This window comes from Gleimia sp. 6138-11-ORH1 (assembly GCF_024814355.1).
Taxonomy (GTDB): domain Bacteria; phylum Actinomycetota; class Actinomycetes; order Actinomycetales; family Actinomycetaceae; genus Gleimia.
Genome location: NZ_JANUXV010000002.1, coordinates 29,169 through 48,804, shown reverse-complemented (window position 1 = coordinate 48,804; position 19,636 = coordinate 29,169). Strand labels below are relative to the sequence as shown.

Below are 19,636 nucleotides of genomic sequence, written 5' to 3'. Positions count from 1 at the left end.
CAATGGGAATTCGTAAATTAAAGCCAACGACACCAGGTCGTCGTGGCGCATCCGTAGCGGACTTCGTGGAAATTACTCGTTCCACCCCAGAAAAGTCCCTAGTGCGTCCACTGACCAAAACTGGTGGTCGTAACTCGAACGGTCGCGTTACCGCTCGTCACCGTGGTGGCGGCCACAAGCGCGCCTACCGTATGATCGACTTCCGTCGTCATGACAAAGATGGTGTACCAGCAACTGTTGCACACATCGAGTACGATCCAAACCGTACCGCTCGTATCGCGCTGCTCCACTTCGCAGACGGCACCAAGCGTTACATTCTAGCACCGGCCAAACTGAACCAGGGTGACCTGGTAGAATCCGGCCCAGCTGCAGACATCAAGCCAGGTAACAACCTGCCACTACGCAACATTCCAGTTGGTACCGTTGTGCACGCAGTTGAACTCAAGCCTGGTGGCGGCGCAAAGATCGCCCGTTCTGCAGGTACTTCAGTGCAGCTTGTTGCTCGTGAAGGACGCTTCGCTCAGTTGCGTATGCCATCTGGCGAAATCCGCAACGTTGAAGTTACCTGCCGTGCAACCGTAGGTGAAGTTGGCAACGCAGAGCAGTCCAACATTAACTGGGGTAAAGCAGGTCGTATGCGCTGGAAGGGTCGTCGCCCACACGTACGTGGTGTTGCTATGAACCCGGTTGACCACCCACACGGTGGTGGTGAAGGCCGTACTTCTGGTGGTCGTCACCCAGTATCGCCATGGGGTAAGCCTGAAGGCCGTACCCGTCGTCCAAACAAGCCTAGCGACAAGCTCATTGTGCGTCGTCGCCGGACTGGCAAGAAGCGCTGATAGGGGAGCTAGAATATGCCACGCAGTCTGAAAAAAGGCCCATTCGTAGACGACCACCTACAGAAAAAGGTGGACGCTCAGAACGAAGCGGGTACTAAGAATGTCATCAAGACTTGGTCTCGTCGCTCCGTCATTACCCCAGATTTCCTGGGACACACCTTCGCGGTGCACGACGGACGTAAGCACGTGCCAGTCTTCGTTACGGAATCAATGGTTGGCCACAAACTCGGTGAGTTTGCTCCAACCCGCAACTTCCGTAGCCACGTGAAAGAAGACCGTAAGGGCCGTCGCCGCTGAGGCGCCGCACTTACGAGGCTATAGGAAGTAAGGCAGGTAAATATGGAAGCCAAGGCACAGGCGCGGTTTGTTCGCGTCACGCCAATGAAGGCACGCCGTGTTGTGAACGAAGTTCGCAACCTGAGCGTACTAGCGGCAGCCGACTTACTGCAGTTCGCACCGCAGGCAGTTGCCGTTGATGTCCGCAAAATTCTGATGAGCGCTGTTGCTAACGCACAGGAAAAGGCATCTCGCGCCGGAGAAACCCTCCGCGTAGAAGATCTCTTTGTAGTTGAAGCCTACGTAAACGAAGGTCCAACTATGAAGCGTTTCCGCCCTCGTGCACAGGGACGCGCCTCTCAGATCCTCAAGCGTACGAGCCACATCACTCTAGTGGTAGGCACTAAGGACAATGGGAAGGAAGGCCGGTAATGGGTCAAAAAGTAAATCCCACCGGGTTCCGTCTCGGTATCACCACCGAGCACCGCTCCCGCTGGTTCGCTGACTCCACCACAGTTGGACAGCGCTACAGTGACTACGTTGCAGAAGACGTTGCAATCCGCAAACTTCTGAACGAAACCTTGGAACGTGCCGGTGTTGCTCGTATCCAAATCGAACGTACCACCCACCGGGTTCGCGTTGACCTCTACGCAGCTCGCCCAGGCATCGTTATCGGTCGCCGCGGCGCAGAAGCTGACCGTCTACGCATCCAGCTTGAAAAGCTGACCGGCAAGCAGGTACAGCTTAAGATCATCGAAGTTAAGAACCCAGAACTTGACGCGAAGCTCGTAGCACAGGGGATTGCTGAACAGCTCTCCGCTCGTGTTTCCTTCCGCCGCGCAATGCGTAAAGCAATGCAGTCCGCAATGCGCGCCGGTGCAAAGGGTATTCGTGTACAGTGTTCCGGTCGTCTCGGCGGCGCAGAAATGTCCCGCGCAGAGTTCTACCGTGAAGGTCGCGTACCATTGCACACCCTACGTGCAAATATCGACTACGGTACCTTCGAAGCTAAGACCACCTTCGGTCGTATCGGCGTGAAGGTTTGGATCTACAAGGGTGACGTTACCGAACGTGAATTCGCTCAGCAACAACTAGAAGCTGGCAATCGTGGAGGCGCACGTCGCGGCGAACGCCGTGGAGGTGGCCGCCGTGGAGGTCGTCGCAACGAACAGCAGAAGAACACTCCAGCTGAAGCACCAGTAGCTGAAGAAGCTGCTGCTCCAGCTGAATCTAACGGAACGGAGGCCTAGCCGTGCTTATCCCAAGGCGGACTAAGTACCGCAAACCGCACCGTCCTACCCGCAGTGGTATGGCAAAAGGTGGCTTCGAAATCAACTTCGGTGATTACGGTATCCAGGCTCTGGAACCAGCCTACATCACCAACCGTCAGATTGAAGCTGCTCGTATCGCAATGACCCGTTACATTCGTCGTGGCGGTAAGGTCTGGATCAACATCTTCCCAGACCACCCACTGACCAAAAAACCAGCAGAAACCCGTATGGGTGCTGGTAAGGGTGCTCCAGAATTCTGGATCGCAAATGTTAAGCCGGGTCGGATCATGTTCGAGCTGAAGGGCGTGCCAGAAGACGTAGCTCGCGAAGCTATGCGCCGTGCACAGCACAAGCTCCCCATGAAGACCCGATTCGTAGTCCGAGAGGGTGGTGACAACTGATGGCTAAAGACAAGAAGACTGCACCGCTCGACAAGATGGATGACGCGCAGCTTGCAAAGGCACTAGAAAAGGCTAAGGCTGAACTATTCAACCTGCGTTTCTCTAAGGCACTGGGCCAGCTGGAAGACCACGGCCGCATGCATGCCGTGCGTGCTGAAATCGCACGTATCTACACCGTGGCGCGTGAACGTGAGCTTGGCATCCGCACCGCCCCTAACACCAAGGAGTGAGCCAAGTGACTGACACCACTGCAGTACGTAACGAACGTAAAGTTCGTCGCGGCTACGTTGTATCTGACAAGATGGATAAGACCGTTGTTGTCGAACTAGAGGACCGCGTAAAGCACCCTCTATACGGCAAGGTTATGACCCGTAAGAACAAAGTTAAGGCACACGATGAACACAATGATGTTCACGTAGGCGACTACGTTCTGATCATGGAAACCCGTCCACTATCCGCCACCAAGCGCTGGCGTGTAGTAGAGGTTATCGAACGCGCTAAGTGATCGAACCATCTTCTAAAGACACCAGGAAGCCCCCACCGGATAATCCGGTGGGGGCTTCCCCTATCAGTAAATCTAGCGACCTGGAAGCTACCCTACAGGAGCGCAAATCATTAGATTAAGGGACTACTGGTTAGTGTGATTAACTAACTTCCACGCGGCAGGAGCCAAACCAGCCGCAATCGCACACTTGATCACGTCACCGATGAGGAAGGGAACAAAACCCACCATCCACGCCTGTAAGTAGCCCGTAGATACTCCCGTAACGTTCAAAGCCATCCACAAATAATGTACGCCCACGAAGAAAATCACTAAAGACGTACCAAAGAACATGAAGAAACTGCGCAACACAGTCCGATCCCAGCCGCGTTCAGCAAAATAACCAACCAGCCAAGCTACCGCAATGAACCCTAAAATGTACCCAAAAGACGGCTTCAACAAGTAAGCTGGCCCGCCCCCAAAGTTTGCAAACCAAGGTACCCCAGCGACGCCAAGTAACGCGTAGGTAGCTAAAGAGAGCGCCCCACGACGAGCCCCCAGGGCTACCCCCACTAAACTAACACCTAAAGTCTGCCCAGTAATTGGTACCGGCCACAGCGGAATCGACACTTGCGCCAAAATTCCCACCAGTAAAGCACCAGCCAAAACTAAACCAGTATCAGTAATAAGCTGAGGTTTGCCGACACTTAAACGATCAGCTAACACTCCAGAGATTTGCTTATCCAACACAACACTCATATTTTTCTCATTTCTGTTGTGACGCCAACGTAACTACCGCCAGCGCATATTCATTTTCATGGGAGAGGGAAAGTAGGGGAGACATTTGCGGACAAGAAAGCCCGAAAGCCTCCGCCACTTTCCCAGAGATTTTTATTGCCGGCCGATTCCACAGATCGGAAACTACGGTGATGGAGCGAAAAAGGCTTGGGTCATCAGCCAACACGGGAGGCTGAGCATAAAGAAAGTTAGACCAGGCTTTGATAAAGGCTTCACGGGCCGCCCAACGCACCGCCAAATGAGGAGCCCACAAATGCTCCTCAGCAGCTGAAAATGGATCCTGCTGACAGTTACGATGCGCCCACCTTAACTCTGCTCGAGAAAAAACTTTCGTGAAAGCAGAACCAGGCTGTTGGCACTGCAAAGCAAAAGCAGGAATATGCACCAAATCAGCCCCTACCGCCTGCGCCGGAACCGCAAATAAGTTTCCAAACTGAGGCGCCTCACTGCCAGAAAAGTCCTCACCCATACCCATTTACCAACCTAATCACAACACCCACAAGCTAAAAAACTGTAGGTGAAACTAACTTATCGAACCGGACAAAGAATAGAAGGTTGGGTAGGGTTCAGATAAATCCAAACCCCACCCAACATTCACTACAGCGGGTAAACTCCGTCAGCACCTAAACGAGTTTCTGCATTCAGTAGCAGACTCACTTCTGCCCCGTGTGCATCTACTGCGGGGAGACGACGGGAAGCAGGTTGTTCGTAGAGGGCAGCACGCCCTAACATACCCGCTTCTAAACGGCGCACTCCCGCATTCAAGCGGGCATTAGCTTGCTGACGCCAAACTTCCACATCAAATCCAGCCTGAGCCAAAGCGACCTCGAAAGCACTGCTATGGGCCAAAACCACCAAGGCAGCCACGTGCCCAAAACCAAGCGAAGTAAGCGCCGCAGCTTTAACACTGCCTACCCCTAACGCTAAAGGCGTCCGCAACCAAACTAAGTCAGTTGCCTTCGGAGCAATCTCAGGATCAACACAATCCAAAGCAGCGTTACCCGGAATCACACCAGAGGCAAGCACCTCAAGCAAACCAGCTACCTGGAACAGAGCAGCCCCACCTTTCGCGTGTCCGGTAAGAGACTTCTGACTAATCACAAACAGCGGATTGCCTACGCTCCGACCAATCGCCGGCCACAGGCGCGTATGCAACTCTGACTCATTAGGATCATTCGCATTCGTAGAAGTATCGTGCTTAGAAATCACCCTAACATCGTCAGGAGTTAAACCAAGCGAACGCAATGAACGAGCCAAAGGTGACTGGCTCCCTCCACGAGCAGCCCCCAAAGCCCCAATCCCCGGAGCCGGAATCGAAGTATGCGCCCCATCAGAATATGAAGCCGCATGCGCTACAACCGCCAAAACCGGAAGACCCAACTGAGCTGCCACGTCACCGCGAGCCAAAAGCACCGTGCCACCGCCAGCAGCTTCAACGAACCCGCCTCGGCGACGATCATTAGCGCGCGAGTAGAAGCGCTCCAAAATGCCCTTATCAGCCATCTGCTGTGAATGAGCCGTAGCATTCATATCACCAAAGCCAGTTAGAGACTCAACTGAGATATCATCAATCCCACCGGCAACAACGAATTGGGCTTTACCAACTCGAATCTTATCAACCGCTTCTTCAATCGAAACAGCAGCAGTCGCACAGGCAGCCACCGGGTGAATCATCGCCCCGTAACCACCCACATAGGCTTGCATAACGTGAGCGGCGACCACATTTGGAAGCGCTTCTTGCAAAATATCCTGCGGCCGATCCTCACCCAAGAACCGAGAAAGGAATACCTGTCGCAAAGACTCCATCCCCCCAATGCCAGTGCCCTGCGTAGAAGCCACATCCAACGGGTGAATAGCCTGCAACAACTCCGCTGGCGTAAAACCAGACGAAAGGAAAGCATCAACGGTGGTAACCAGATTCCAAACCGCAATCCGATCCAAAGAATCAACCATGTTAGCGGGAATACCCCAGTTAGCAGGATTAAAACCAGTAGGCAGCGCGCCCCCTACGGTACGAGACAAAGTAGCTCGCTTAGGAACCCGCGCAACAGTCCCAGCCGGCTTAGTTACCTGCCACTCACCAGCCACATTAGCAATCTGTGTAGCAGGATCAGCCAACTGATACTCTAACGCTTCAGTTTCAGAATCAACGGTGAAAGTAATTTCCTTATCCAGGTAGATGGTCGCCACGTCATTTGAACCGCCCTCGATAAGAGTGGAATCATTCGGGAACGAACGCACCCCGCAACGAGCCACAACCTCATCGTGGAAACGCTCAAAGATTAACTCTTCCGGAACTTCACTACCCTTAGCGTCATACCAGCCCGGAGCAGGATCTTCATTCCAAGAAACCAACCCCATCATCCAAGCAAGTTCCAAAACTCCCGCCGCCGTTAAAGCAACAGAACCATCGCGTTCAATCCCTAACTCTGCTTCTAACCGAGTCCGAGCAGAACCCCAGGCACTCACTTCACCAGCACCTACAACTACCACCATGTCCTCCAGTGAAGCAGTCACCTCACCCAAAGGCACCGAAGCTGGCAGTGTCCGTGACGGCACATTCGGAAGCGCCCTAATGAACGTCTCTTCCCCAGCTAAGGCGTTGGCAACACTCTGACTTTGCTGAGCTTGCACAGTTTTCGCAAGCTCCGGCAAAGAAACCTGTGCGGTAGCTAAACCACCGGTTAAATCAACATCCAAAGGAGCTTCCAAAGCAGCTACTTTAGCTTCCTCAGAACACAGGGCCAGCAGTTCCCGCGTGATCTCCGCCGGAGTATAAACATGAATCCCAGCGGCCTGAGCGGCAGGAACTAACGCGTCATTACCCCCCATCAGATGAGTACCGCGCACCCAACCAATCCGAGCTTGCGCTAAAGTAACCCCATTAACCCAACCGGATTCAGCCTGCCACTTATTCAAAATCGCGTCAAAAGCAGCCTTAACTTCACCATAAGCGCCGTCTCCGCCGAAAGTACCACGGTTAGGGGAACCCGGGAGCACAATATGCGCTCGCGGAGCATTAACCGTATTAACAATCCGCTCAGCTAACTTAGCGATTAAACGCTCAACGCTCCACAGCAACAGGCGTGCCTGAGCTTCAGCTACACCACCTACGTCAGCTAAAGACCCATATACGCTCGGTGCAGCGAAGGGGAATACTAAAGTCGGCAGTAACGCTGGTTTGGTAACTACAGTTTGGTTACCACGCGTTTGAGTTTGCTCAGTGGAAATCCAATCGACTACCGCATCCACATCGCGGAAAGATGATAGGTTCGCTTCCACAACATACAGGGCTGAACCAGCTGCCGCGTGGTTAGCGTAGAGCTGGCGCGCTAAATCCACGCGCGTAGGAGTTAAACGCGAAGTAGTCATCACCACGGTAGCGCCCTCAGCCAGCAAAGACTCCACAACAGAGTAGGCGATCGAACCAGGAGAAGCACCGGTAACTAACGCTATTTCTCCGCGGTAGCGTCCCGTGAACTCGGTTGCAGCGCAGGCGGAGGCAGCCGCAAAGGCTTCACTAACTTCCCCTGCAGTGCACTTTGCCCACCAGGAAGCGTGCCGCGCAACTGTCTCACCTAAACCGGTAAACCGCTGCGGATCAACCGCTTGTTTTTGTGCGCCGGCCCGAGCCAGTTCTTCGCGGGCTACTGCCCAACGGTCATCAAAGAGAACCACTTTCTCGTTCGTAAATGCGGGGGTGACTGACTGCAGCCACTTAGGCCCTAACTCGGCTTCTACAGCAGTTACTAAAGCAGAGAAATCTTCCGACTCGACCGGAGCTTCAGTTGGTTGCAAACCGAGTTTAGTCGCAATCGTGTTAGCGATCGCCGCTAAAACCCCAGATTCTCCAGTAACTTGTTCCGCAAAAGCATTCAGCGCCTGTGAATCTACTACGGCAGTTCCTCCGGCAGATCCTCCGCCGGCTTTGGCTACAGAAACCCCCTGTCGATTAGCTACCTGCTGTACGGCGGCGTCAATCAGCTCAAAGACTTGCGCTTTAGAACCAGTTGGAAGTTCCGCCAAAGTCCCTAAGGTTCCGCCGCGAACCGATTCCCCCACGCGAGTTTCTAACACGATTTGTGCTTCAACCGGGCAAATCCACGAAGCAGGCAGCTTCCAAACTTCGCTGATCCGTTCCGCTACGGCAGTTGGTTTCAAACCCACTCCGGCAACTAGCGGACGCAGTTTAGCGCGCACCAGTTCACCCAGCACAGAACCGAATGGCTGATAGGTTGGGGCTGCTTGATTAGCGCGCTGGCAGATGGTGGCAATATCAGCTTCAGCTGCCCCATCCAAAGAGGGAACTCCCAGCTCAGCTGCCATATCCATAAGCAGCTGGTTACGGCGAGAAGAAACCCCGTTGGTAATGGAATCCGCAGTATCAGTTGCTCCGATTTGTTCCAAGCGCAGCTTGGTCTGGAGGGCAATGAGAGTTAGTAAAGCAGCTTCCGGGTCGAAGTTAATATCCGAGGGCGCCGCCAAAGCGGAACCAGTTCCACCGGAGGCTGGAGCAGATGGGGCACTTGGGGTTTCTTCCACAGTCGGCGCAGTTTCTGCTGCTGAGGTAGCTTCAGAAGCTGCTTGTGAAGAAGCATCCTCACTGACACTAGTAGTATCTAAGTCCATATCTGCAGCAGCTATTTCACGCGCTGGAACAGCTAAAGCATCCGAGGCATAAACGCTAGCTTCATCACGCTCTACGTTACGCACCACCACTTTAGCTAACTGGTAGGCCGGCAGGTTAAGCGTCTTTGTCGCCAGGTTAGCTAAAGTAGGCGCTGAAGCTAAACCGACCTCGATAATCTGGGAAACTTCCAGGCCACCCAGCTGCTTTGCTTTAAGCAGCAAGTCTTGGGTTTCAATCCAACGCACCGGAGACGCGAACTGCCAAGAAAGTAACTCAAGCAGAAGAATCCGCGCTAAACGACCAGGCTCATTTTCAGCCAACTGTTCAAACTTATCGCCCTCAGCTAAGAGATCTTCTAACGCAACGGCAGGAACCGTATCCAAAATCGCTTGCGCGAACTGGCGAGTAAGCGCAAAAGGCTGCGCCACCAGGTTCGGAATATACCGGCCCACTAAAGCCTCAACATCAATCTCAGCGGGGAGAGTTTCATCTAAGGTTTGAGCAAAAGCCTGCACCCCATCACGGAGGACTGAGGAATGGAAAGGAACGTCAATTCCCGGAATCGTCATGAAAGGACGCTTCCCACCTACTGCGTTAGCAGCTTCCAATGCAGCAGCTTCCAAGGCTTCTAAACCACGCACAGTGCCAGCCACCGCATACTGTTGTCCCGCTAAGTTGAAATTAACAATCTGCAAGAACTCATTACTTTCTTGCGCGACTTTAGCGACGAAATCAACCACTTCCGTAGCGCTCACTCCGCACTGATCCGGACGAAGCGCTCCCAGTCGATAGTTGGAACGCCCCTGTGCGTCACGCGGTACCAGCGTGTGCATCGCAGAACCACGGGAATAAACAACAGCAATCACAGCTTCTAAATCGAAGATATTCGCACAGGAAGCTAACGCAGTGTACTCACCTAAAGAGTGTCCCGCATAGATAGCTCCGGGCACTAACGCACCCTCTTCAGCTAAACGCGCGGTCTGAGCGTAGGCAACTACCGCTAAAGCTACCTGGGTGAACTGGGTTAGATTCAAAACCCCCTGCGGATGACGCAGAACCGTTCCCTTCACAGTAATTTCCGTGGGATTTTGCTCAACGATTTGGCGAATACTAAAACCGAGTGCTGAAAGAGTGTAGGCATCAGCCCGTTCCCACACAGCTTTAGCAGCTGCACTTTTCACACGATCTGCAGCGCCCATGCCGACGCTTTGAATTCCCTGCCCCGGGTAAACGTAAGCAACCCGAGGGGCAGCAAGTAAAGCAGTGGCGCGAGAAACAACATTTTCACCGATTCGGCAGGTAACTTCAAGCCCGGCAGCTCCAAAACGCTTACCCACCCGTTCAACGATAATCTCAACTTCATCCTCAAGCTGCACCATTCCGTACATGGAATAGCTCCAACCTTGTAAGGAAGCAACTTCATCTTTACCTAAACCAGCTAAAGCAACAGCTTGGGCAGTAGCAGACAGCCACATTCCATGCACCAAAGGTGCGGCTAAGCTCACTAATCCAGCAGCTCGCTCTGAAGTGTGGATCGGATTGTAGTCGCCAGAAGCAATCGCAAACGCAGTCATATCAGCAGGGGCTTTTACCAGTGCCCGGCGAATAAACTTCCGTGGGGTAGCTGCAACATCACTAATCTTCCCACCCCAACCTGCTGCTGCAGAAGGAGTAGCCGCAGAAGTAATCCGCCCGCGGATAGCGAAACGCTCCAACATAGTGACCAAAAGTTCCCCTACCTGAGTGGAATTTTCATCAGCGGGAGCATATAAAGCCACATTCACACTTACAATCCGGCCAGAGGAAGATTCTTCTAACTCTGAAGTATGGGTACGAACCAGCAGACGCGAGTACTTTACTATCTCCTCTAAAGGAGCTTCTAAACTCACGCAGTGATCCAAATGAACCGCGTTCAAAAGACCCTCAATAACCGGGTAACCATCAGGTAGATGAGCTGAACCTAAAGCCGCATAAATGCTTGGCCAACATGGCCCTACCAGCGCATCAGCTAACGCATTTGGAAGCCTATCTAACTGGGTTTCATTTCCTGCGGCTGCTCTTTGCCCGGTAGCGGCAAAATGGGTAGCAAACATCTGCGGGTTAAGGGAAACCACGTCAGAAACTGTCCCGAAAGGCAGGTGGGCAGCTACTCCATCAGGAGTCACTTCACCGGCTTTAGTTACCAAAGGCAAAGCCTGCAACTGGTCGCCCCCAACTGACTGCGCGCCAATTCCAGCAACCCCCGCTAACAGTTCGTAAACAGCTTCAGGGAGGCGTTCGCGTGAAACGACCGGAGAAGCCCCCGTATAGGTGGAGTCAGGAAGATCCACTGGAATCCGCACATGCTTCACCGCGTAAGGATGCGGCTCAGGCAAATCATCCCAGTAAGTGTCACAGTTAATTACCAGCTCAAACCCAGCCTCAGTTTCCACAATCGAACAAGCTTCTTCAGCTAAAGTATGTGCCGGGTTATCAATAAGATGCCCATTCCACACCAAGTGCGGTGCTCCGCGTAAGAAACTATAGGCATCTGCGGCAGAGGACAATCTGGAAAATACGGGCTTAGCGGCGGCGCCCTCGGAAAGTTGCGAAGCTACGCAAGCAGATTCGAACCGGCCCAAGAGGTGAGCAATCGGCTCATCTACTTCAGTAATCCCCGCCACGGAAACTGGGCCAGCGATAATCCGCACCGACTCAGCTGGGTAACGCGCATCCTGAGACTGCCAGAGAGTATCTAACCCCCACCAGCGCGCCACATCAGCGTCAATTACCGGCACGAAAGGAAATGGCTTATGGTGCTTGCGGCACAGGCGGATAAACCAAGCCGCGTCCTTTGCACCCACCATGGTAGTGTGTGCGCTCGGGTAGGCAGCCAGGAGTTTCTCTAACGCAGCTGGCCCATCTTCAACCGCTTCCACGGAAGCAAAAAGGGTTTCAATCTCACCCTTATCAGCAGGGTGCAGACGCGCTTCAATCCGCTGTAACAGGTCAAAGAAACGATCCGACCAAGTAGGATCAGCCCAGGGGAAAGCTAAATCAACAACTCGTTGCGCCCACTGCGCGTAAGTCATTTCAGTAACTTCCCCAAAGTAAGGTTTGGCAGTCTTATTCAAAGCCGCAATAATCTCTGCACGGCGTGAGTTAATCTCACTAATATCTGAGCCAACTTCAGCTAAAAGTTTAGAACAAGCCGCTGAATCATTAGCCACCTCATATAAGTCCGCGTGGAGGTGCGACAGGCCAGAGGTCATTCCCCCGGCAAGCTGTCCTTTACCAACCCAGCCACCTTGCTGAGCAAGGGTAATCCCCGGGGTATCCACCAGCAGTTGTTTCACAGCGGGGGAAGTCTTAGCTTCTTTAGCGACCATCGCCGCAGTGCCCACCAAAATTCCATCTACGGGCATCCGCACACCGGTAGCAGCTTCAGACCAAATCCCCAGCAGATAGTGAGCAGCTAGCTGCGGGGTTCCAATCCCACCTCCAACAAGCAAAATCACATTCTCATGTTTACGAATCTGCGCGTAAGTAGCAATCAGCAGGTCATCTAGGTTTTCCCAAGAGTGGTGTCCGCCCGCGTGCCCATCTTCAACTTGCATAATGATTTTACGATGCTGGTTAGCCGCCGCAATTTTCAAAACGTTGTGGATCTGTTCTACGGTTCCAGGTTTGAAACAGACATAGGGGAAACCGTCCGCAGTTAAATCATCTAGCAGCTGAGTGGCTTCTTCGACTTCTGGAATACCCGCTGAAACAGTTACCCCGTTGATTGGAGCGCCGGCTAAACGGGCTTTAGAGACGATTCGCTGCGCCCCAAACTGCAGGTTCCACATATAGCGGTCAAAGAACATGGAGTTAAACTGCGCAGAGCGACCCGGTTCAAGCTGAGACACTAAATCAGCTTTATTCTTCTCAAATACTTCGGCAGAGTACTGTCCGCCCCCAGCCATTTCCGCCCAGAAACCAGCGTTCGCTGCAGCGGCAACAATGTCAGCATTCACCGTGGTTGGGGTCATGCCTGCCAAAATGATCGGTGAGTTACCAGTGAGTTTTGTAAAAGCAGTTTCGACAACTACTTCACCGCTGGGAAGTTCAAGCAGCTGCGGAGTAAAACGATCCCAGGAAACTGTGGGCGCAGGCAGGGCAGCTCCGGGAATTAAAATTTTATCGAGGGCGTCAAAGTCAGTCCCATCGACAACTACCAGTCCCTTACCTTCAACTAAAGGCGTCACCAGATTTAGGACAGTTTTACCAGGCCCCAAGCAAAGTAAAACACGTTCTTTAGAAGCAGTTGCTTCACTCACAGTCTGTACCCAGTCGAAGTGGTCAAGGAAAAGAGCCTGCGCCGCATTTTCCAGATTAGGAAGTACCGCAGCTGCAGCTAATTTTTGCGCCCAGTTAGTCACCAAGTTTTTCGCTTCAGCTAAAAGCTCATTGTGGAAAGGCGCTGCGACGGGAAGTTCATCCCAGATTGGTTGTAAGAGGGAACCGCCTTTTAACTTTGCGGTGATTTTCTCATTGTGGGCGGTTACTTCAGTGTTGAAGAAGTTACGAGCCACTGTTAAATCTTCGGTGGTGCCAGAGAGAATGAAATGGCGACTATTATTTTTAACCGCAAGGCTAACTGGATAGCTGGTTAGCTGGTTAATCTGGGTTAAGCCTTCGCGGATCGCAGTTTCACAAAGTCCGCGGACGCTGAGCATTTGTGAAGCGGTATTTTCAGGGGAAACCTGGCGTAATGAAGTTGCTAAAGCTGTGCCTAGCAGCAGGGATTGGGCGACTACTTTCGCTAGCTCCTGTTGGCGAAGAGCAGGGGAGTCCTGCTGGTAGGCGGCGATAATATCTGCCCCCAAAGCACCCTGAGAATGTCCGATTACTTGAGTTTCGCTTACTGAAATCCCAGAGGCAACCAGTTCTTCTACTAGAGCAATCTGAGTTAGGGTGATCGCTGGCATGGAAACTGCGGGAGTAATGTCAATTACTGAGGTAGTAGGTTTTACTTCTGTAACCAGTTCTTCCAACCGTTGGCTGGCTCCGGTAACCGCCGTGGCAACTTCCTTCGCCAGTGGTGCAAGTAAAACTCGTGCCTCTTGCAGTAGGGAATGTAAGTAGGTTCCGTGCCCAGCTTCTACTGCTTGGGCGATTACTTTTTCCCAGCCACTTGCTTGACCGGCAAAAACCAAGGTAAGTGGAACCTGTCGTAAGGTTGGGTACGTCTTATTAACAGTCATTTTAAAAGTTCTTTCTGATTTTGGTATTTGCTGGCTTATAAAGGTGGATTAGCGGTGATGCGCGGTTCCCTGAACGGGCGACGTTTCCCAGCTAAAACAGTGAGTGAAGAAATAATCACGCTGCGAGTATCTTCGGGGCGAATCAACCCATCTAATTCCCCAATCTTTAAGGAGAGATTCGGATTGACTGACTGGAATGCGTAGCGTTCTTCCAGTTCTATCCGCAGTTCATCTACGTTTTGCCCCTGTTCCTTAGCAGTTTGTAGATCTTTCCGGTGGACGATGTTCACAGCGCCCTCGGCCCCCATCACGGCAATCTGCGCATCGGGCCAGGCGAAGTTAAGATCGGCGCCCATGGCTTTAGAACCCATCACAATGTAGGCTCCGCCGTACGCTTTACGTAAGATTATGGTGACTAACGGAATGGTGGCAGTAGAATAAGCGGTAATCATTTTCGCTCCGCGACGGATAATCCCAGCTCTTTCCTGCTCAGTTCCCGGACGGTATCCCGGAACATCAACTAAGGTGATTACGGGAATAGAAAATGCGTTACAGAACTGTACAAAGCGGGAGGCTTTTTCAGAGGCATTCACATCTAACGTGCCGGCATCTGCCATTGACTGGTTGGCAACTACCCCCACTGAACGCCCATTAAATGCGCCAAATCCAATCACAATGGACGGAGCGAAAAGTTCTTGAATTTGTAGGAATTCTCCGTGATCAACTAAATGTTCGATTACTTCAACCATGTCGTAGGGCTGTTTTGGAGATTTTGGCACTAAAGAAGCAACCAATTTCGCGCGTTCTTCATCTTCAGCAGTTGGGGCGTAGGCGAAACAGGGGGCGGGTTCTTCAAAAGAAGAAGGCAGGTAGGACAGTAGCGACCGAGTATAGTCCAGTGCGTCAGTTTCATCTTCAGCCATGTAGTGGGCTACTCCGGTGATCGCGGAATGCAGTTTTGCGCCGCCCAGTTCTTCTGATGAAACGGATTCACCAGTAACTGCTTTAACTACCTCTGGTCCAGTTACGAACATGAAGGAAGATTCTTTCGCCATAATCACGAAATCGGTTAGGGCGGGCCCATAAACTGCTCCGCCGGCGCAGGGACCTAAAATAATCGAAATTTGTGGAACTACTCCGGATAGTTCACAGGATTTTTTGAAGATGCGCCCGTATTGAGCCAGCGCGGCTACGCCTTCTTGGATACGCGCCCCACCTGAATCTAACATGGCGATTACGGGGATCCGCATGATTAGAGCCTGTTCCATTAGGTGCAGGATTTTCCGGCCCTCAACTTCACCTAATGAGCCACCGCGAATCGAAAAGTCCTGCGCATAGATGGCTACGGAACGCCCACTTATTTTGGCGAATCCGGTGATAACTCCAGAACCCAAATACCCAGCGTCAATATCGCCACCTAAAAAACGGTTGATTTCCGCGAAGGTACCTGCGTCAGCTAAAGCGTTAATACGTTCTCTGGCAGTTTGCTTTCCTTTCGGGTGCTGCATGGCACGTGCCCGCTGCTCGGCAATATCTTCCAGCTCATCTAAGCTGTGGGAGGCACTAACTTCAGGTTCAGCTACCTGCGAATGCGCGGGGAAGTGAAAGGCTTTGGCTAGGCTTTCACGGGCAATTGAAAGAATGGAACGACTCATTTTTCATCCCTTTCGTTTTCATCGATGATTAAGAGGATTTGACCGCTGGTGACTGCTTCGCTGGGATTAACTTTGATTTCTTTAACGACTCCGGCGATGGCCGCGTAAAGCGGCTGTTCCATTTTCATTGCTTCAATCACGCAAACCAGGTCTCCGGCTGAAACAGTTTGCCCTACGGTGACATTCACGCGAGTGACAGTGGCTTGCATGGGAGCTGTGATTGCTGCTGAACCACCGGCAAGCGTATCTTTACTTCCTCTGCGGTTATGGCGAATTTGCGTGGGGACTACTCCGGCGGAAGTACCGTTGTTTAATCCATTTAAAGCAGGTACTGCTGGATTTATCCCAAGGTTATTTTCTGCTTGGAAAAGGTGTTGTAACAGGCCGCTGGGCAGGCGAAGTACGCTGCGTTTTCCATCGATTTCAATTGGGATTTCGAGGGCGTTAGCTAAGCTAAGTTTCGGTGTGCTGGCGGTTCCCCCATTGGAAGTTTGAGTGGTAGGGGAATTCGCGGGTGTAGTTTCTGCGGCGAACTTTGCTAGGTTTTCAGGTGTAAGGAGGTTTTCTTCTAGCCAGCGAGTGTGGATTTTTCCAGTTTCGCAAGCAAAGTTTTCTTCTGAGAGGATTTGTTCGTAAAGGGGAATAGAGGTGGGGACTCCGCTAATCTTGGTTTCAGCCAGGGCACGTTTTGCTTTGGCGATCGCTAAAGCACGGGTGGGGGCTGTGACGATTAGTTTAGCGATGAGTGAGTCAAAGGCGACGGGGATTTCTTCTGAAGCCACTAAGGCTGCGTCGATGCGTATGCCTGCGCCACTGGGCCAGGTGATTGAATGAAGTTTTCCAGCTTGCGGGAGTAGATTTTGGGCGGGGTCTTCACTGGTGATTCGTAGTTGGATGGAGTGACCGCGTGGTTGATTTGCTGAGCTAACTAAGTCTTTTATAGATCCTTGGGTGGCGACGGCTAGTTGCAGGGCAACTAAGTCTACTCCGGTGATTTCTTCAGTGACTGTGTGTTCAACTTGCAGGCGCGGGTTTACTTCTAAAAAGTAGGCGTTTCCAGCTTCGTCTACTAAGAATTCGCAGGTGCCTGCTCCTACGTAGTTTACGGCTTCAAAGAGGGTTTTTGACCACTGTTGGAGGTTAGTGAGAGTTTCTGGGTTTAGCCCGCTGGCGGGTGCTTCTTCAATTAGTTTTTGGTTGCGTCGCTGCACTGAGCAGTCGCGGGTGGAGGCAAGCCAGAAATTTCCGTGGCTATCGCGCAGACATTGGGTTTCGATGTGGCGAGCGTGTACTAACCGTTTTTCCAGGAAGGAAGTTGCCAGTAGGCTATCGGCTGGCAGATCTGTGTCAGTGGGCAGGCCACGCTCATTAAAGAATTGGGTGGCTGCTTCAGAAGAAGCGTATTCGATGATCCCTTTTCCGCCGCCTCCGGCTGGGTCTTTGCTGATAATTGGGAAACCAACTTGGTTGCCGAAGTCGATGAGTTCTTGGAAGTTCCGCAGGGGAGTTTGGGTGCCGGGGATTACTTGCACATTTTGTGAGATTGCCAGTTGGCGGGCAGTTGCTTTATTCCCGAGGGCGTTGATAACCTCAGGTGCTGGGCCAATCCAGGTCAGCCCAGCGGCTTGTACTGCACCCGCAAATTCGGCGTTTTCTGAGAGAAAACCATAGCCGGGATGAATTGCAGTGGCTCCGGCTGTTTTGGCTACTTCTAAAAGCTGGGTTTGGTTGAGGTAGGTTTCTGCGGCGGTAGTGCCTTCTAACCGGAAAGCTTCGTCTGCTAATTTCACCCAGCCAGCGTCTGTTTCATGTTGAGTGTAAACCGCGATGGAGCGTATCCCAAGTTCTCTGGCGGTTCGGAAAATGCGTGCGGCAATTTCACCGCGATTGGCTACCAGTAGAGTGTGTGAAAAACTCATTTTACCTCTTGTAAATCGGGGGTAAGGGGAGCGGACAGGGGCTGTGTGGAAGGAAAGTTTTCGGGTGAGTTAGGACTAAAAGTGATGTCTGCGCTGGAAACTTCTATGATTGTGTCCGGGGAAGCTGCGGGTTGGAGTTGCGCCCACCCGTTGGGGGAGATTCCCAGGAATGTAGCTGTGTAGGTGTTGGGGCTTTTACTTCCGGCAGTTTCTGCATTTGAGTTGGGAGCTTCACTGCTGAGGTGAGTTACTTCCACCAGTTCACCGATTCCGCTTAATAGGCTTTGGTAGGGGGCTTGGAAGAAGTCGCTTTCCCAGTTGGCTTTGACGAAGATCTCAAGGTTTTGGTTGAGAATCTCAAAGAATTCTTGGTTGAACTGTTTAACTTTTGGAAGGGGAGTGAGCTTCGCTGCTTTTAGGGAAATTGCCGTAGGGGTGGGTAGGTGAGAGCTTTCTTGGAGGAGATTCACTCCCACCCCAAGGCTGATGTAGGCGTACTGAGGGTCGGTTGTAGGTAGTACCGTGGCAAGTACGCCGCCGAGTTTGGCTCCCTGAAACAGCACATCGTTGGGCCACTTTAGTTTCAGGGAAGACTGGGTGTGGGGGAAGAAACCGTGCACGGTTTCAACTACGCTAAGGGCTGCAATGATGGTCAGCCAGTGCGCGTTTTTCAGAGCAGTTTGGGGTAGTTTTACTACGGTGGAAGAAAGGGAGCAGGTTTGTGGAAGGTCTTCCCAATTGCGGGTGAAACGTCCTCTGCCTGCAGTTTGATGTCCGGTAGCTACGTGGTAGAGCACTCCTGGGGCGCTGGTTAAGTAGCTTGAGTGGAGGCGGCGCTGCGCCTCTAACTGGGTGGAATCCAATACTGGACAGAAGAATATTTCCTTCGGCATACCTTGTCTTTCTTTACGTTTACACGTTTTATTAACGGTAGAACATGCCTAATTTGAGAGGAAATACATTATTGTTTTTTGTCTGTGGGAAATTTGCTTGCTTTGAGGATTAGTGGAGAAATACGGGGAAAAAACAGTTTTACAAGCGGATACATTTTTGTATTTTGTGAAACCTAGCACACCGGGTCGTGTCGCGGGGGATAAAATTTTTCGAGGACGCTGCGAGGCGCCCTCGAAAATATGAAGTCTAAGGTGGGAAAAGTGGACGATTTACTCTGCAGTTTGCGGTTTAGTGCAGCCTAAGAGTAGGGGAACAATCAGTTCAGTTACTTCTATGGCGATAGAGGAACTGAAGTGTTTCTTCGTCGTTGTATTTAAGGTAGCTTGCGCCTGGATTTGCTCCCAAGAAGCCACCCCGTTGGCGCGGAGGACGATGCCGATTACTGCCTGAGACAGGGCTTCTGCGGAATGGGTGAGCTGGAGTCCTAAAGAATCAACGATTACGTTTAGAACTTCACCTAAAGCAAGTACAAACTGGCGGTTAATTTCCGCAAAGAGAGCAGCCCAATCGGGAACGCGGGCAGAGCGGATCATGAACTCGGAATGAAGAATGAAAAACTCTCGATTTAGCTCCATATGCGCTAAGAATTTACGCAGTGCGTCAGCAAAAATGTAGGCGCTTATTTCTGTGGTGAGCGGTTTGGGGAGGGGGTGGTCAGCCATGTGTCCGGCCCACTGTTCGCCGAACTGTTTGATTCGTCTAATCCCGATGGCGTATTCGTCTTCGGCAACTGCTACGAAAAGTTCTTCTTTGGAACGGAAATTTGAATAGAAGGCGCCGCGTGTAAATCCCGCCGCTTCGGTGATGCGTTCTAACGTACACCCTTCCACACCGTGAGTAACCATAATGCGTTTGGTTGCTTCGATGAGGCGCTGTTCCGTTTCTAATCGGTCGCTCATCTGCTCTCTCCTTCCGTGGGTAACACCCGTAGTAAAGATTAACGCAGGTGGGGAAGAGAAGCTACAGCAAGCAGGTGAAAGTGGTGAGACACTGCACAGCCAGTTTTATTAGAAAAAACTTTTCTTTTTCCCCCTTTTTAGCGTAATCTAGATAGGTTGCAGTTTATTTTGTGCAGGTGGAGTGTGTCCGCATACTTCAGCTGATACAACTAAACCTTGTGAATGCAAGTAGACAACCTTCTTTCTGTGCAGAGACCGTGCTCCACTTCGTTGAGAAGTAGTGAT

The 19,636-nt window shown here is 52.0% G+C and carries 14 protein-coding genes; 7 read left to right on the top strand and 7 right to left on the bottom strand.

Annotated features, from left to right (window positions below):
• Positions 1-2: 2 nt before the first annotated feature.
• From rplB to rpsQ, 7 genes are read left to right on the top strand one after another with little or no spacing between them, the layout of a single operon-like run.
• Positions 3-839 (top strand): 50S ribosomal protein L2, encoded by an 837-nt coding sequence (gene rplB, locus NXS08_RS03835; RefSeq protein WP_259137493.1) that lies wholly within the window; start codon positions 3-5, stop codon positions 837-839.
• A gap of 15 nt (positions 840-854) precedes the next feature.
• Complete coding sequence (gene rpsS / locus NXS08_RS03830; RefSeq protein WP_259137491.1) at positions 855-1,136, top strand: 30S ribosomal protein S19; 282 nt, start codon at positions 855-857, stop codon at positions 1,134-1,136.
• A gap of 42 nt (positions 1,137-1,178) precedes the next feature.
• Positions 1,179-1,547, top strand: coding sequence for a 50S ribosomal protein L22 (gene rplV / locus NXS08_RS03825; protein ID WP_259137489.1), 369 nt, complete (start codon positions 1,179-1,181; stop codon positions 1,545-1,547).
• A complete protein-coding gene (rpsC, locus tag NXS08_RS03820; RefSeq protein ID WP_259137487.1) occupies positions 1,547-2,365 on the top strand; it encodes a 30S ribosomal protein S3 in 819 nt (272 codons plus the stop codon). Before rplV ends, rpsC begins: the two co-directional genes overlap by 1 nt.
• 2 nt (positions 2,366-2,367) lie before the next feature.
• Positions 2,368-2,787 carry a 50S ribosomal protein L16 gene (gene rplP / locus NXS08_RS03815; protein WP_259137485.1) on the top strand — a complete coding sequence of 140 codons (420 nt, stop codon included), beginning with the start codon at positions 2,368-2,370 and terminating at the stop codon, positions 2,785-2,787.
• Complete coding sequence (gene rpmC / locus NXS08_RS03810; protein WP_259137483.1) at positions 2,787-3,017, top strand: 50S ribosomal protein L29; 231 nt, start codon at positions 2,787-2,789, stop codon at positions 3,015-3,017. Before rplP ends, rpmC begins: the two co-directional genes overlap by 1 nt.
• 5 nt (positions 3,018-3,022) lie before the next feature.
• Positions 3,023-3,292, top strand: coding sequence for a 30S ribosomal protein S17 (rpsQ, locus tag NXS08_RS03805; protein ID WP_259137481.1), 270 nt, complete (start codon positions 3,023-3,025; stop codon positions 3,290-3,292).
• 123 nt (positions 3,293-3,415) lie between these two features.
• On the opposite strand, the gene NXS08_RS03800 is transcribed toward rpsQ, so the two are convergent.
• The 7 genes from NXS08_RS03800 to NXS08_RS03770 form a co-directional block, all read right to left on the bottom strand.
• Positions 3,416-4,027 carry a biotin transporter BioY gene (locus NXS08_RS03800; RefSeq protein ID WP_259137479.1) on the bottom strand — a complete coding sequence of 204 codons (612 nt, stop codon included), beginning with the start codon at positions 4,025-4,027 and terminating at the stop codon, positions 3,416-3,418.
• A gap of 7 nt (positions 4,028-4,034) precedes the next feature.
• Positions 4,035-4,535 (bottom strand): holo-ACP synthase, encoded by a 501-nt coding sequence (locus NXS08_RS03795; RefSeq protein WP_259137478.1) that lies wholly within the window; start codon positions 4,533-4,535, stop codon positions 4,035-4,037.
• A 128-nt stretch (positions 4,536-4,663) separates the two neighbouring features.
• Positions 4,664-13,924 (bottom strand): type I polyketide synthase, encoded by a 9,261-nt coding sequence (locus tag NXS08_RS03790; protein WP_259137475.1) that lies wholly within the window; start codon positions 13,922-13,924, stop codon positions 4,664-4,666.
• 35 nt (positions 13,925-13,959) lie between these two features.
• On the bottom strand, positions 13,960-15,579 hold the full coding sequence (locus NXS08_RS03785) for an acyl-CoA carboxylase subunit beta (protein WP_259137473.1): 1,620 nt from the start codon (positions 15,577-15,579) through the stop codon (positions 13,960-13,962).
• Entirely contained in the window at positions 15,576-17,498 is a 1,923-nt protein-coding gene (locus NXS08_RS03780) for a biotin carboxylase N-terminal domain-containing protein (RefSeq protein ID WP_259137471.1), read from the bottom strand. The genes NXS08_RS03785 and NXS08_RS03780 overlap by 4 nt, the downstream gene beginning before the upstream one ends.
• The gene (locus NXS08_RS03775; protein ID WP_259137469.1) at positions 17,495-18,391 is read right to left on the bottom strand and encodes a biotin--[acetyl-CoA-carboxylase] ligase; all 897 of its coding nucleotides are present in this window, start codon (positions 18,389-18,391) and stop codon (positions 17,495-17,497) included. The genes NXS08_RS03780 and NXS08_RS03775 overlap by 4 nt, the downstream gene beginning before the upstream one ends.
• Before the next feature lie 270 nt (positions 18,392-18,661).
• Positions 18,662-19,351: a TetR/AcrR family transcriptional regulator gene (locus NXS08_RS03770; RefSeq protein WP_259137467.1), complete on the bottom strand. Its 690-nt coding sequence runs from the start codon at positions 19,349-19,351 to the stop codon at positions 18,662-18,664.
• Positions 19,352-19,636 lie beyond the last annotated feature (285 nt).

Coding starts and splice junctions, on each gene's coding strand:
- rpsC (WP_259137487.1), top strand. CDS start 1,547: ATGGGTCAAAAAGTAAATCCCACCGGGTTCCGTCTCGGTATCACCACC.
- rpsS (WP_259137491.1), top strand. CDS start 855: ATGCCACGCAGTCTGAAAAAAGGCCCATTCGTAGACGACCACCTACAG.
- rpmC (WP_259137483.1), top strand. CDS start 2,787: ATGGCTAAAGACAAGAAGACTGCACCGCTCGACAAGATGGATGACGCG.
- NXS08_RS03800 (WP_259137479.1), bottom strand. CDS start 4,027: ATGAGTGTTGTGTTGGATAAGCAAATCTCTGGAGTGTTAGCTGATCGT.
- rplB (WP_259137493.1), top strand. CDS start 3: ATGGGAATTCGTAAATTAAAGCCAACGACACCAGGTCGTCGTGGCGCA.
- NXS08_RS03775 (WP_259137469.1), bottom strand. CDS start 18,391: ATGCCGAAGGAAATATTCTTCTGTCCAGTATTGGATTCCACCCAGTTA.
- NXS08_RS03770 (WP_259137467.1), bottom strand. CDS start 19,351: ATGAGCGACCGATTAGAAACGGAACAGCGCCTCATCGAAGCAACCAAA.
- NXS08_RS03790 (WP_259137475.1), bottom strand. CDS start 13,924: ATGACTGTTAATAAGACGTACCCAACCTTACGACAGGTTCCACTTACC.
- NXS08_RS03780 (WP_259137471.1), bottom strand. CDS start 17,498: ATGAGTTTTTCACACACTCTACTGGTAGCCAATCGCGGTGAAATTGCC.
- rplV (WP_259137489.1), top strand. CDS start 1,179: ATGGAAGCCAAGGCACAGGCGCGGTTTGTTCGCGTCACGCCAATGAAG.
- NXS08_RS03795 (WP_259137478.1), bottom strand. CDS start 4,535: ATGGGTGAGGACTTTTCTGGCAGTGAGGCGCCTCAGTTTGGAAACTTA.
- NXS08_RS03785 (WP_259137473.1), bottom strand. CDS start 15,579: ATGAGTCGTTCCATTCTTTCAATTGCCCGTGAAAGCCTAGCCAAAGCC.